This window comes from Arthrobacter sp. KBS0703 (assembly GCF_002008315.2).
Taxonomy (GTDB): Bacteria; Actinomycetota; Actinomycetes; order Actinomycetales; family Micrococcaceae; genus Arthrobacter.
The window spans coordinates 3032922-3046067 of record NZ_MVDG02000001.1 but is presented as its reverse complement, the minus strand read 5'-3'; the positions used below and the strand labels follow the sequence as shown (position 1 = coordinate 3046067).

General features: G+C 67.0%; 13 protein-coding genes. 9 read left to right on the top strand and 4 right to left on the bottom strand.

Annotated elements, in window-relative coordinates; genetic code table 11:
• The first annotated feature begins 10 nt into the window (after nucleotides 1-10).
• Together B1A87_RS14135 and B1A87_RS14130 are read left to right on the top strand one after the other, a co-directional pair.
• On the top strand, nucleotides 11-934 hold the full coding sequence (locus B1A87_RS14135) for an ATP-binding cassette domain-containing protein (RefSeq protein WP_078028557.1): 924 nt from the start codon (nucleotides 11-13) through the stop codon (nucleotides 932-934).
• Between the two features lie 30 nt (nucleotides 935-964).
• Nucleotides 965-1999, top strand: coding sequence for a Gfo/Idh/MocA family oxidoreductase (locus tag B1A87_RS14130; protein WP_078028558.1), 1035 nt, complete (start codon nucleotides 965-967; stop codon nucleotides 1997-1999).
• 8 nt (nucleotides 2000-2007) lie between these two features.
• On the opposite strand, the gene B1A87_RS14125 is transcribed toward B1A87_RS14130, so the two are convergent.
• The gene (locus tag B1A87_RS14125; RefSeq protein ID WP_078028559.1) at nucleotides 2008-2808 is read right to left on the bottom strand and encodes a gamma-glutamyl-gamma-aminobutyrate hydrolase family protein; all 801 of its coding nucleotides are present in this window, start codon (nucleotides 2806-2808) and stop codon (nucleotides 2008-2010) included.
• A 40-nt stretch (nucleotides 2809-2848) separates the two neighbouring features.
• Between B1A87_RS14125 and B1A87_RS14120 the strand changes: the two genes are divergently transcribed.
• From B1A87_RS14120 to B1A87_RS14100, 5 genes are all read left to right on the top strand, one after another.
• Nucleotides 2849-3316: an SRPBCC family protein gene (locus B1A87_RS14120; RefSeq protein WP_078028560.1), complete on the top strand. Its 468-nt coding sequence runs from the start codon at nucleotides 2849-2851 to the stop codon at nucleotides 3314-3316.
• Nucleotides 3317-3407: 91 nt separating this feature from the next.
• Entirely contained in the window at nucleotides 3408-4115 is a 708-nt protein-coding gene (locus B1A87_RS14115; RefSeq protein ID WP_078028561.1) for a FadR/GntR family transcriptional regulator, read from the top strand.
• A 188-nt stretch (nucleotides 4116-4303) separates the two neighbouring features.
• Nucleotides 4304-5671 carry an MFS transporter gene (locus B1A87_RS14110; RefSeq protein WP_347033962.1) on the top strand — a complete coding sequence of 456 codons (1368 nt, stop codon included), beginning with the start codon at nucleotides 4304-4306 and terminating at the stop codon, nucleotides 5669-5671.
• 35 nt (nucleotides 5672-5706) lie between these two features.
• Nucleotides 5707-6483 (top strand): SDR family NAD(P)-dependent oxidoreductase, encoded by a 777-nt coding sequence (locus B1A87_RS14105; RefSeq protein ID WP_078028562.1) that lies wholly within the window; start codon nucleotides 5707-5709, stop codon nucleotides 6481-6483.
• Between the two features lie 172 nt (nucleotides 6484-6655).
• Entirely contained in the window at nucleotides 6656-7789 is a 1134-nt protein-coding gene (locus tag B1A87_RS14100; RefSeq protein ID WP_078028563.1) for an LOG family protein, read from the top strand.
• A 42-nt stretch (nucleotides 7790-7831) separates the two neighbouring features.
• On the opposite strand, the gene B1A87_RS14095 is transcribed toward B1A87_RS14100, so the two are convergent.
• Entirely contained in the window at nucleotides 7832-8554 is a 723-nt protein-coding gene (locus tag B1A87_RS14095) for a matrixin family metalloprotease (protein WP_144275819.1), read from the bottom strand.
• A 319-nt stretch (nucleotides 8555-8873) separates the two neighbouring features.
• Complete coding sequence (locus B1A87_RS14090; RefSeq protein WP_078028565.1) at nucleotides 8874-10076, bottom strand: VIT1/CCC1 transporter family protein; 1203 nt, start codon at nucleotides 10074-10076, stop codon at nucleotides 8874-8876.
• A 303-nt stretch (nucleotides 10077-10379) separates the two neighbouring features.
• On the opposite strand from B1A87_RS14090, the gene B1A87_RS14085 reads away from it, so the two are divergent.
• Nucleotides 10380-10619: a hypothetical protein gene (locus B1A87_RS14085; protein WP_078028566.1), complete on the top strand. Its 240-nt coding sequence runs from the start codon at nucleotides 10380-10382 to the stop codon at nucleotides 10617-10619.
• 84 nt (nucleotides 10620-10703) lie between these two features.
• Here the strand turns inward: B1A87_RS14085 and B1A87_RS14080 are convergent, their stop codons facing one another.
• The gene (locus B1A87_RS14080; RefSeq protein WP_078028567.1) at nucleotides 10704-12245 is read right to left on the bottom strand and encodes a sodium:solute symporter; all 1542 of its coding nucleotides are present in this window, start codon (nucleotides 12243-12245) and stop codon (nucleotides 10704-10706) included.
• 280 nt (nucleotides 12246-12525) lie between these two features.
• Between B1A87_RS14080 and B1A87_RS14075 the strand changes: the two genes are divergently transcribed.
• The gene (locus B1A87_RS14075; RefSeq protein ID WP_078028568.1) at nucleotides 12526-13101 is read left to right on the top strand and encodes a helix-turn-helix domain-containing protein; all 576 of its coding nucleotides are present in this window, start codon (nucleotides 12526-12528) and stop codon (nucleotides 13099-13101) included.
• Nucleotides 13102-13146: the final 45 nt, after the last annotated feature.

Below are 13146 nucleotides of genomic sequence, written 5' to 3'. Positions count from 1 at the left end.
GCTGAACACCATGAACGCCAAACAGATCGACCAGCAGCAGCTCCTCAAGGACGAGAAGGACCCGCTGACCCACACCCCCGTGCACCTGCTCTCGCTGGAGAACGTCGGCAAACACTACGGCAACATCGTTGCGCTCACCGACGTCACCATGGCAGTCGACAACGGCCGCGTCACCTGCGTCCTGGGCGACAACGGCGCCGGCAAGTCCACCCTGATCAAGATCATCGCCGGGCTGCACCAGCACGACGAAGGCGTCCTCCACATCATGGGTGAAGAGCGGAAGTTCAGCTCTCCCCGCGACGCACTCGACGTCGGCATCGCCACCGTCTACCAGGACCTCGCGGTGGTGCCGCTAATGCCCATTTGGCGGAACTTCTTCCTCGGCTCGGAACTGACCAGCGGCTTCGGCCCGTTCAAAAGCATGGACGTCCAGCAGATGAAGGACATCACCAAGAAGGAACTCGCGGACATGGGCATCGACCTCCGCGACGTCGAACAGCCCATCGGCCAGCTCTCCGGCGGTGAACGCCAGTGCGTCGCGATCGCCCGCGCCGTCTACTTCGGCGCGAAGGTGCTGATCCTGGACGAGCCGACGGCGGCCCTCGGCGTCAAGCAGTCCGGCGTGGTGCTGCGCTACATCCTGCAGGCCCGCGACCGCGGCCTCGGGGTCATCTTCATCACCCACAACCCGCACCACGCCTTCCCGGTCGGTGACCGGTTCCTGCTGCTCAAGCGCGGCAAATCGATCGGCTACTACGACAAGAAGGACATCACCCTCGACGAACTCACCGCCCAAATGGCCGGCGGCGCCGAACTCGCCGAACTCGCCCACGAGCTCGAACAGCTCGGCGGCCACGGCGACATCGTCAAGGAAGTCCAGGCCGAAGTCGCCGAGGCGGCAAGCGCCGGAACGCCGACCCAGCTGCGTGCCTGAACACGGAGCCACTTCACTCAAAGGAAACGCATGAAGGACATAACGCTTGGACTGGTCGGCGTAGGCCGCATCGGCGTGATGCACGCCCGCAACATCACATCGCTGAACAGCGTGCTCCACGCGCAGGGGATCAAGGTGCGGCTCCGGCTGACGGATGTCGCGGCGGATCACGCCCGCACCGTAGCCGATAGTCTGAGCGCCGAGTTCCTGCCGTCGGTGGAGGAGCTGATCGGATCCGGGATCGACGGCCTGGTCATCGCCACCGGCACCGGCACGCATCCGGAGCTGATCAGGGCAGGCGTCGACGCCGGCATTCCGGTGTTCTGTGAGAAGCCGGTGGCCATGAACGTGGCGGATTCGCTTCCGGTCCTGGAGTACATCCGGGCCAACCGAGGCACCGTCCAGATCGGCCATCAGCGGCGGTTCGATGCCGGCTACCTCGAGGCAAAGCGCGCTTTCGAGGCAGGAGAGCTCGGCTGGATCCACTCGCTGCGCGCCGTCACCTGCGACATGGCGCCGCCGCCCGTGGAATTCCTGGCGACATCCGGCGGGCTGTTCCGGGACTGCTCGGTGCACGATTTCGACATCCTGCGCTGGCTCACCGGCCGGGAAATCGTCGAGGTCTACGCCAAAGGCTCCAACAACGGCGACCCCGCCATCGGTGCGGTGGGGGACGTGGACACGGCGCTGGCCTTCGTCACGTTCGACGACGGCACGCTCGGTTCCGTGGGAGCCTCGCGCTACAACGGGGCCGGGCATGATGTCCGGCTGGAAATCCAAGGCTCAGCCGGTTCCCTCATGGTGGGCCTGGACGAGAACTCGGCGCTGACGTCGGCGGAGGCGGGCATCGCGTTCCCGTCCGGAGAGTCCCACAAGACGTTCGCGGAGCGTTTTGACCAGGCCTACCGCTCCGAGATGGCGGCCTTCGTGGAGCTCGTGCTGGGCCGCCGGCAAAACCCGTGCACACCGGAGGACGCCGTGGCGGCTTCGCGCGTGGCGGACGCGGCGCAGGAGTCACTAGAAACCGGGCTGCCGGTGCGTCTGGCCGCCGCCATCGCCATCTAGGAGCAGTTTTACCCGCGGCACACGTCCACGAAGGCCCGGAACGGCGCCAGCCGCTGGGCCTCCGGCAGTTCGACTGCCTCGGGGTGCCACTGGACCGAAGCCACCCACCGGTCGGGATCCTCGAGGGCCTCCACTGTTCCGTCATCCGCGACTGCAGTCACCACCAGGCCGGGCGCCACGTGCGCCACGGCCTGGTGGTGTCCGGAAGCGATCTTCACGCTGCTGGCCCCGGTGCTTCCGGACACCGGATCCGTGACCGCGCCGTACAGCCGCGCCACCTTGGATCCTTGCGTGATGGTGACGTCGTGCCAGGCCCACAGCCCGCCGCCGTCAGCGGGGCTGTCGCGGTGGGGCACGGCTCCCGGTGCCATGTCCTGGATGAGCGTGCCGCCGTACAGGACGTTGAGCAGCTGGTGTCCGCGGCAGATCCCCAGCAGGGGGAGTCCCGCCTCGATCGCCTGCCGCGCCACCGCAATGTCCAGCCGGTCCTGTTCCGGGCTGACGTCGTAGCAGGCGCCGCCCGGTTCCTCGCCGTACAGCCGGGGGTCAAGGTCGCCGCCGCCGGGAAGGACGACGCCATCAAGCGCCCCGGGCGACACGGCGCCGCGTCCGCCGTCGCGCGTTCCGCCGCCAAGCAGTTGGGGAGTGAGCAGCACCGGTTCCCCGCCGCCGTCGCGCACCAGGTCAACAATGTAATCGAACAGGTCGTTGGCCTCGGCCACCCGGGGGTCGGGGTCGGCTGAGCTGCTGAGCCGGACGGGAATGCCGATGCGCGGACGCCGGACACCGGCTGACGATGAAGTCTGCATGCTCAATTCTGCAACACTTTGGAACGGCTAGGCTGGCGGGATGAACAACCGCTACCTCGTGTCCAGGGACCGTTTCATTGCCGCCTCGCCGGAAGAGATTTTCGAGGTCCTGGCCACGCCGGCCCTCCACAGCGAAATCGACGGCTCGGACACCGTGAGGGGCGCCCAGCCCAGCGGACCAGAGAGGCTGGGGCCGGGGGCCAGGTTCGGCATGGAGATGAACGTCAAGGTGGACTACAAGATCCTCAACACTGTGACCGAGTTTGAGGAAGGCCGCCGAATCGGCTGGCGGCACTTTTACGGCCATGTCTGGCGCTACCTGCTGGAACCGGCCACGGACGGCACGGGGACCCCGGGTACGCGGGTGACGGAACAGTGGGACGCCCGGCAGGTCCGCGGCAAGCTCTTCCTCCGGCTGGTGGGCTACCTCCGGCGCCACCCGGCGAACATCGAAAGGACCCTCGGGCGGCTGGACGCCTATGTTACGGGCTCCCGTGCCAACGGCTGACCCGCGGCCGGGCGTTTTCCTGAGTGTGCCCGCGTTTCTGTAGTGTTAGGCGCATCGAGGGGAAGTATGCAAGGCGAAAGTAGGACGTTCCATGGGTCGCAGGACACTTGTTGACGACCTCGTTGACGGCCTGCTGGACGACGTCCTTGACGGGCGGCTGAAGCCCCACGACGCCCTGCCCCCGGAAGCCGACATCGCCAAGGCCTACGAAGTCAGCAGGCTGACCGTCCGCGAGGCACTCAAAGTGCTGCGGGCGCAGAACATCCTGTATGTCAAAGCCGGGCGCGGAACGTTCGTGAACCCCACGGACAACTGGACCGGCCTTGACGCGATCATCAAGGCGGCCTCGCACGGCAATGCCGCGGACCAGGTTTCGCGGGGCCTGATTGAAGTGCGGCGCATGGTGGAGACCGGCGCCGCCGCTCTCGCCGCCAAGCGCCACACTCCCGAGCACGCCGAGGAGATGCGGAAGTACGTTGCGGACATGAAGCGGCACCACGAGTCCGGGGACCTGGACGGTTTCGTGCTGGCGGACATCGCCTTCCACGACACGGTCCTGAAGGCTTCCGGCAACCCCTTCGTCCGCGCCCTCCTGGCCCAGCTGGGACAGTCGCTGTACCTGGCGCGGCGGGAGACCTCCGCCATCAAGGAAATCCAGCGGCACGCCATCGCCTTCCATCAGCGTGTGCTCGACAGCATCCTGACCGGGGACTCCGAACTGGCGCGCCGGGCCATGGATGAGCACATGGACCAGACATTTGAGGACTACGAGCGCTACGTTTACGGGCCCAAGTCCTGAGCCTGCGCGGCCGCCCTTGACGTAATGCGCATCACCCTTCTATGCTTTTGCTCATGTTCTTCCGTCAGATGTCTGACATCAGATCGAATTCTGATCCAGCTTCCTGAACCGGGCAGAACCCCCTCATAAAAAGCATCGGATTCCCGCCGCGCGCAGCCGCCGGTCCGGAACCGACAGATAGAAGGTCGATGATGACTTCATTAACCAATAGGTCCACCGGACTCGGAGAGCTTGGCGACCGCACGCTCCGCAAGGTCCGCCGCCGCGTCATGCCCCTGATCGTCCTGCTCTACTTCGTTGCCTACCTCGACCGGAACAATGTCGGATTCGCCAAGCTCACCATGAGTGAGGACATCGGCCTGAACTCCGCTGCCTACGGCCTTGGCGCCGGCATCTTTTTCCTCGGGTACGCACTCCTCGAGGTTCCCAGCAACGCGGGCATGTACCGCTTCGGAGCCCGGAAGTGGCTGGCGCGCATCCTGATCACGTGGGGTCTCTTCGCGACCGCCATGTGCCTGGTGAACGGCGAAAGCACCTACTACATCGTCCGGTTCCTGCTCGGTGCCGCCGAGGCCGGCTTCTTCCCGGCCATCCTGTTCTACCTGACCCTGTGGTTCCCCGCAGCGCAGCGCGTCACCGTGCTGGGCATCTTCATCCTCGCCCAGCCCGTGTCCAATGCACTGGGCGCCCCGGTCTCGGGGCTCCTGCTCCAGATGGACGGCGTCATGGGCCTGCAGGGCTGGCAGTGGCTCTACATCCTCGAGGGCATCCCCGCTATCCTCCTGGGCCTGCTGACCCCCATTCTCATGACGGACCGCCCGCGGGACGCCAAGTGGCTCAACACCGACGAGCGCGAATGGCTTGCCACCACCATGGACGCCGAACTGGCAGCCAAGTCCAAGGGCGGCAGCCACAACTTCCTCTCCGGCCTCAAGGACAAGCGCACCCTCGTCTACTCGGCCCTGTACTTCGGCCTCGTCTGCGGCATCTACGGACTGGGTCTCTGGATGCCCACCATCGTTGCGGCCCTCGGCAAGTTCTCCACGGCCGAGGTCGGGTTCATCGTCCTCATTCCTTACGCCATCGCCGCGGTCTTCGTGTACTTCTGGAGCAAGCGTGCCGACAAGACCGGAAAGCGCGCCTGGCACAGCTCGGTGAGCATGGTCCTCGCCGGAATTGGCCTGCTGGCTGCCGGCTACCTGCTGCCCGTCAACCCGATCCTCGCGATGATCGCCCTGACCGCCGCTGCCATGGGCATCTACGGCGCCATCGCCCCGTTCCTGTCCATGCCGTCCGCAGCGCTCACCGGCGCAGCCGCTGCTTCGGGCCTCGCCCTGGTCAACTCCCTCGGTAACCTCGGCGGCTTCGTGGCACCGTATGCCGTAGGCCTGCTCAAGGACGCGACCGGCAGTAACCAGAGCGGACTGCTCTTCCTGTCCTTCTGCCTCTGCGTCACGGCAATCGCCACCTACCTCTATGCACGCAAGCGCCCCGAGGGCGATGCAGCGCTGGATCCGGCCGTCGCAGCTGCCGCTGAAGTCACCGTTACCCGCTAAGTACGACCCAAGTACCACCTGAAGGAATACCCGCAATGAGCTCAACCACTCCTTTCCCCGCAGAACGCACGGTCGTGCTGACCGGTGCGGCCTCCTCCCGCGGCATCGGCCGCGCAGCGGCTGACCGCATGGCCCGCGAAGGCTGGTCCATCGCGATCCTGGACATCAACGCCGAGGACGCGAAGGCCGCAGCCGCCGAGATCGGCTCCAACCGAGCGGTAAAGGCAATCGGCGTCGGCGCCGACGTCTCCGATGCAGCGTCCGTGGACCGGGCGATCACCGAGGTGGAAGAAGCGCTGCCGCCGATCGTGGCCCTGGCCAACCTTGCGGGCATCAGCTCGCCCACCACCTTCATGGAGACCACCGTGGAGGAGTGGGACAAGGTCTTCGCGATCAACATGCGCGGAACCTTCGTCGTCTCCCAGCGTGTGCTCAAGGGCATGATCGAGCGCAAGCTCGGGCGCATCGTGAGCATCTCCTCCATCTCCGCCCAGCGCGGCGGCGGCACCTACTCCAAGGTTGCCTACAGCGCATCCAAGGCCGGCATCATCGGGTTCACCCGTGCACTGGCCCGCGAAGTGGGCCAGTTCGGCGTCACCGTCAACTCCATTGCACCGGGCCCCATCGACACGGACATCATGGGTGGCACGCTGTCCGAGGAGCGCAAGGCGCAGATGTCGGAAGGCATCATGATGGGCCGCGTCGGCACCCGCGAGGAAGTGGCCGCACTGATCTCCTTCCTGTTGGGCGAGGACTCGGGCTACATCACGGCCGCCACGTACGACATCAACGGCGGTCTCCAGGTCTCCTGACCTGGTTCCGGCAAGACACGACTGAAGCGCCCCGCGGCCCACGCTGCGGGCGCTTCCGTTTTGGTGCCCGGCCCGCCGCACCCGCGCATGGCGGCGTCTCTTATACACATCTAGATGTGTATAAGAGACAGCCTGGCCCCCGCGCCTGGCACCACTCGCTAGGCTGGCACCCATGAACCCCTCCGGCAGCCTGACTCCCAGTCCTCGGACACTTGAGGTGGACAGCGTGGCCGGTTTCGACCAGCTGGTTCGCGCCGGCGCCAAGGCCATGCACGGCTGGCACGCGCAGTCGCTTGACCTCCGCGGGAGGTCGGCCGCGCTGGCCGCCTTGGACGCGGAAGGCGCCATTTTCCTGGGCTGCACGTTCGATCCCGGCGTGGAGGACTCACTGCGCCGGCGCGGTGCCCTGATTTTCCCGCGGCTCGGCGGCGTGCCGTTCGACCCCTACCGCGGTGAGCTGTACACACCGCAGGAGCTGTACGCCGGCATCCGGCACGCGCCGTATGAGGCAACCCCGGACGCTCTCGTGTACCAGTGGAGCATCCGGCCGGGCCAGCGCCGCCGCCTGGATTCCACCCTGGCGGCCGCCCTGCACGACCACGCCATCGGCGACGCCCTCGAGGCACTCGCGGGCTCGGCCCGGAGCGAGGGACGCACCATCGTCGGCGTGATGGGGGGCCACGCATCGCAGCGCGGAACCAAGGACTTCGCCGACGCCGCCATGCTGGGCCGGCTTCTCGCCCGCGGCGGGCGAATGGTGGCCACCGGCGGCGGGCCGGGCGCCATGGAAGCCGCGAATCTGGGCGCCTACCTGAGTGCGGTGCCCGGAACGGAATTTCACGGCGTCCTCGGTGAACTGTCCTCCGTCCCCGGCTTCCGCCCCTCGGTGTCCGCGTGGGCGCGGGCCGCGGAAGCCGTCGTCGAGCGCTTTCCGGGCGGAACCGCATCCCTGGGCATCCCCACGTGGTTCTACGGACACGAACCACCCAACTACTTCGCCACCCACATTGCCAAGTACTTCGCGAATTCGGTCCGCGAGGCCGTGCTCCTGGAGCTCTGCAACGGCGGGATTGTCTTCCTTCCCGGCGCCGCCGGAACCGTCCAGGAAATCTTCCAGGATGCGTGCGAAAACTACTACGGCGCCCCGGAGACAGTGACCCCCATGGTGCTCGTGGGGCGAGACCACTGGGAACGCCGGTTCCCCGCGTGGCCCATGCTCCGGAGCCTCGCCCAGGGCAGGAGGATGGAGCAGCGGATCTTCCTGGTGGACAGCGTGGAGGAGGCGCTCGCCGTCCTGGACGCCTGAGGGCACGTGCCCGCTGGAACCGCGGCTGGAGGACGCTGCGGCCTAGAGGTCCTTGCGGCAGGGCGCCTTGCCCAGCGCCTGCAGGCCGTTGAGGTCTCCGGAAGCCAGTCCGTCCGGAGCGCCGATCTCCGGGTACATCAGCTGGACGGGGTCATCAACGTGCTCGAGCCCCATCACGTGGCCCAGCTCGTGCAGGATGACCGCGGTGGCGTACGCGGCGCCGTCCGGGCGGTCCAGTTCCTCCGCAATCTGCGGGGCGTCCAGCTCGAGGCTGCCGGTGACAAACGTCTTGGGTCCGTCGCCGTAGCTGTAGTGCGTGCTGCCGCCGGTGCCGATGATCTGGCCCTTGAGTTTCGGCGCCACGTCCGGGTTGGTCCAGGCGACCAGCAGCGGCGCCCACCTGTCGCCGTACGTCCCTGGCTGGTACGGGGCGCGGTGTTCCGAGGGCTGTTCGTCCGTGGCGCCGTCGTTGATGAACCGGATGCCCGTGGCGCGGGACACGGTCTTGATCGCCTCGCTGACCAACCCGGCCGCTCCCTCCGGTGCCAGATCTGCGTTCACGACGTAGTGAAGCGGACGGCACGGCGAGTAGCCAACCGGGGTGCCGTCGGCATTCACGGCGAGGAACTTGTACGAGTCGCTGCGCTCCGCCGGAGGCACCGGCGTCCCCAGCGGCGAATCCGACTCCTCGAGGCCAGGCGGCGGCGCGTCCGCGGCGCGGCCTGCCCCACCGGGCTGGATACCTGGCCTGTCTCTTATACACATCTAGATGTGTATAAGAGACAGGCCTCCCCGGGCCCGGCCGCCCGGCCCGCGGGCTGGCCGCCGCCGGCGCGGAAATCCAGCAGCCCAACAAGGCGCTGTCTCTTATACACATCTGAGTCCTGCCGCCAGGAAAGCCACACACCCGAAGACGGCGATGAGGACAAGTTTGCGGACAAACCTGGCCGCCCCCGCTGGTGCCGAATGCCGCGCATGCTTCCTGCGCCGGAGTCCGCCGCCAGGGTGCTGGGCCCCTTCGCCCTGTTCGACCGGACCGTCCACTAAAGCGCCCCGGTAAGGTGCCGGGCGCCGGCCGTTCCCACTAGGCGATCACGGCGCCGAAGGCCATCCCCAGCAGATAGGTGACGCCGGCCGCGCCCAGGCCGATGGCCAGCTGCCGGAGGCCACGGGTCAGGGGAGAAGTGCCGGACAACAGGCCGACGACGCCGCCGGTTGCCAGCAGCGCGATGCCCACCAGGGCTGCGGCCACCACGAGCGCGCCGAGTCCCGTCATGCCGAAAATGAACGGAATGATGGGGACGATGGCGCCCGACGCGAAGAAGCAGAAGCTGGAGAGCGCCGCACCCCATGCCGTGCCCACAGCCTCGTGCTCATCCTCGGTTTTCGGCAGCTCGGGCCGGAGTGAAAGGCTCGGATCGCAGTCGCAGGCGAAGAGGCCCATGCGCTCGGCCACCCTGTGCTCGGCGGCCTCACGGGACATGCCGCGGGCGAGGTACACCAGCAGGAGCTCGTTGTGTTCGATGTCCAGCTGGGGAGCCGCGGCGAGCGTGACCTGGGTGGGAAGGGTTGCGGCCAGCAGTTCCCGCTGCGAACGCACGGACACGAACTCACCCGCGCCCATGGAAAACGCGCCGGCGAGCAGCCCGGCAATTCCGCTCAGCAGGACCACGGCACTGCCCACGCCCGTGGCCGCCATGCCCATGACCAGTGACAGGTTGCTGACCAGGCCGTCGTTCGCGCCGAAGACCGCCGCCCGGAACGTGCCCGCGAGCCGGTTGCGGCCGCGGGTGGCCAGGCCCCGCACCACTTCTTCGTGGATCTGTTCGTCGGCCGCCATGGCGGGGGTGGCGGACGGTTCCTTGGTGTACGGGGAGCGTCCTTCGGCGCGCTGCGCCAGCGCGAGCACGAAGACGGAGCCGAAGTGCCGTGCCAGGAAGCCGAGCAGCCGGCTGCGGAGCGAGGCGTGGCGGGGCTTGCCGGCGTGACCGCCGAGCAGCTTGAGCCAATGGGCCTCATGACGGCCTTCGGCTTCGGCGAGGGCCAGGAGGATGGCGCGCTCCTCGCCGGACCGGCTCTGGGCCAGGTCCCGGTACACGGCGGCCTCGGCGCGTTCGTCGGCCAGGTACTGGCGCCAGCGCTTGATGTCCGCTGCAGTGGGAACGCTGTTCGGTGCGGCGGTGTTTGGGGCTGGGTTCTTCGGGGCTGCGGCGGTGGATGCGGGGCCGAGCCCGGCGGGCGCCGTGGCGGCGTCGGGGTGGCGGTCAGATTTGGCGTGCTGAGACACGTGAGCTCCTGGGCTAGATGAGGCATGGTTCGGCCCCATTGCATGCCCAGCTTACCCCGCAATTCCGCGGATTTTCGGCCGGTGGTCCTCAGGCAAGAGTTTAGGGAGCCCTTAAAAATGCGGTCCCTTGCGGGGTTTTCCGTGGCCTTCCGCGCTGCCCTTGACCGCCCGCGCCCGTGGTGTTCGAATGAAACCCAGGGCGGGTTCGCCGGCAGGCCCGCCCCCGGCCGATTCGGGTTCAGGCCAGGCTGAAGGCGTGGTTCGATTCGGCTGCCGTCAGCCCTAGCGCACGGAGGTTTCACCATGAACACCAACGGCAAACTCCCCATCCCGCCCGTCCGGAACTCCCTGGAGTCCGATCCCGCCTACGACTACGCCGAGGACGCCCCCGTTAGCGATGACGAGACGGAGGAGGAGGAGTTGTTCGACGAAGCCGAGCGCGTGGTTCCGCTGGACGTGGACGACTTCCGCGGCGAGGACCAGCCCATCGTGCCGCCGCCATTGGACGGAGACGAGTTCCTGGAGTCCGAGGAAAACGAGTAAGCGCCACCACCTTGCTGTGAACGACGACGGCGGTGCCTTCCCCGCGAAGGGAAGGCACCGCCGTCGTGATTAATTCGGTGAGGCTCAGGGAGCCGCGTGGCTGGCCACCGGGTGGGCTTCCAGCGGGAGTTCTTCGGAGACCGCTCCGGCAACGCGACGGTCCCAGGCCTCGCGGACCTCGGGCTCCGTGGGAGGGGTGAGGTAGGAGACCACGACGTAGACGAGCAGCGATGCCCCGAGGCCCCAGTAAATGGGATCGTTGGCGTAGACGCCGTCTTCGCTCGGGATAATCCCTGTTGCGTAGGCGATCAGCAGAGCCAAGGTCAGGACCGAGCCGACGGCCATGGACCAGGCCGCAGCGATGCCCGTGCCACGCTTCCAGACCAGGCCGCCCAGGATGGCAACCAGCAGGCCGCCCACCAGGATGTCGTAGGCGATGGTCAGGGCCACCACGACGTCCTGCGCCGCCATGGAAATCAACACGGCCACGATGCCCAGGCCGAGGACCCAGTAGCGGTTGGCCCTGACGTCGTGTTCGGGGTTTTCGGTGTCGTCGGTGTTGATCGTCTTGCCGAACCAGCTGGCTACGAACGGGACCACGTCGGCGCGGGCAACCGTTGCAGCGGCGATGAGGGCGCCGGAGGCCGTGGACATCATGGCGGCGACGGCGGCGGCCATGACCAGGCCGCCGATGCCGATCGGCAGGATGTGGGTCGCGACCTCGGCGTAGACAACGTCCTTGCCAAGGGCCTTGACGTCGATGTCGGGCAGGGCCACGCGGGCGGCCAGGCCGATCAAGGCGCCGGCGACGCCGTACAGGATGCAGTAGACGCCGGCGGTGGCGCCGCCCCAGCGGGCCACGGTGGGGGTCTTGGCGGTGAAGACGCGCTGCCAGATGTCCTGTCCGATCAGCAGTCCAAGTGTGTACACCACGAAGTACGTGATGATGGTCTGCACGCCGATGCCGTCGAGCTGGAAGAAGCTCGCGTCAACGCGGGCACGGATGCCGTCCAGGCCGCCCGCGGCGTTGAGGACGAACGGGAGCATGAGGAAGAAGATGCCGACCGTCTTGATGATGAACTGCACTTGGTCGGCGAGGGTGATGGACCACATGCCGCCGATCGTGGAGTAGACCAGCACGATGGCGCCGCCGACGGCGATGGCGAGCCAGCGCTCCCAGTCGAACAGGACCACGAAGATGGTGGCGTAGGCGCCCGTGGAGGTGGCGCAGAGCATCAGCGTATAGGCCAGCATGACGATGCCGGAGGTCTGGGTGGCGCGCTGGCCGTAGCGCAGGCTCAGCATCTGGGAGACCGTGTAGATCTTCAGCCGCTGGATGGTGCCGGCGAAAAGCAGGCTCAGCAGGAGAACGCCCGAACCGATGGCGACTACCAGCCACATGCCGGAGATGCCGAACTTGTAGCCCAGGCCGACGCCGCCCACGGTGGACGCGCCGCCCAGGACGACGGCGGCCATGGTGCCGGTGTAAAGCAGGGGACCAAGGCGGCGGCCGGCCACGAGGAAGTCGCTGTTGTTCTTGGTGCGGGACTTGCCCCACCAGCCGAAGGCTAGCATGGCGACCAGATAGGTCACCACGATGGCGATATTGACGAAGTTTGCGTCCATGATTTTTTGGGGCTCCTTGGAGCTCTGGCAGCTTGTGCTGGAATCCGGGGGAGTGCCGTTGGTGGTGCAAGGATTCCGCTGCTCTGGGAGTGGAAGTGTGAAGGATTCACCTTCGGTTGCTTGATAAGCAACACTTGTTGCACAAAAGCGTAGGCTGTGATCGGAGTAACAGTCAAGACGCAATCTCCTGTGACGCGATTCCCGCCGCGTCGGATCGGGGGCGGGCCGCTAGTATGGCTCCAAAGATGGGGCCGAGCGGCCGGCCGTGAAAGGTTCGTAAATGAAGGCACTACCAGTTGAGCCGAGCAATGTTCCGGTTGCCATCGGTTCAAGAATCCGTGCCGCACGCCAGTCGCAGCGGCTCACCATTGAACAGGTTGCCGATGCCACCGGCCTGACCAAGGGCTTCCTCAGCCGGGTCGAGCGCGATCTGACGTCGCCGTCCGTCGCGTCGCTGGTCACGCTGTGTCAGGTGCTTTCGATCTCCATCGGCGACCTGTTCGCCGCCCCGGAAACCCACCTGACAAAGCGCGACGCCGGCCCGCGCATCTCGCTGGGCGGCGAAGGGATCGTGGAGCGGCTGCTGACGGCGCGCTCCGAGCGGCGCGTCCAGATCATCCAGGCCGTCATTGCCCCGATGGGCCGCGGCGAATCGGAGCTTTATGCCGTTGACTGCGACGTCGATGTGCTGCACGTCATCAAGGGCACCATCAAGCTCATCCTCACCAATGAGGAGTATGTGCTCAATTCCGGCGACACCGTCACCTTCCCGGGGCGGGAACCCCACACCTGGGTGAACCCGACGGATGAATCGGTTGAGGTGCTGTGGGTCCTGGTGCCCGCAGCGAGCCGGTAGCCCCCTTTCTCCCCTGAACTGAGTTCTCCCTTGAGCTGAGCCGGC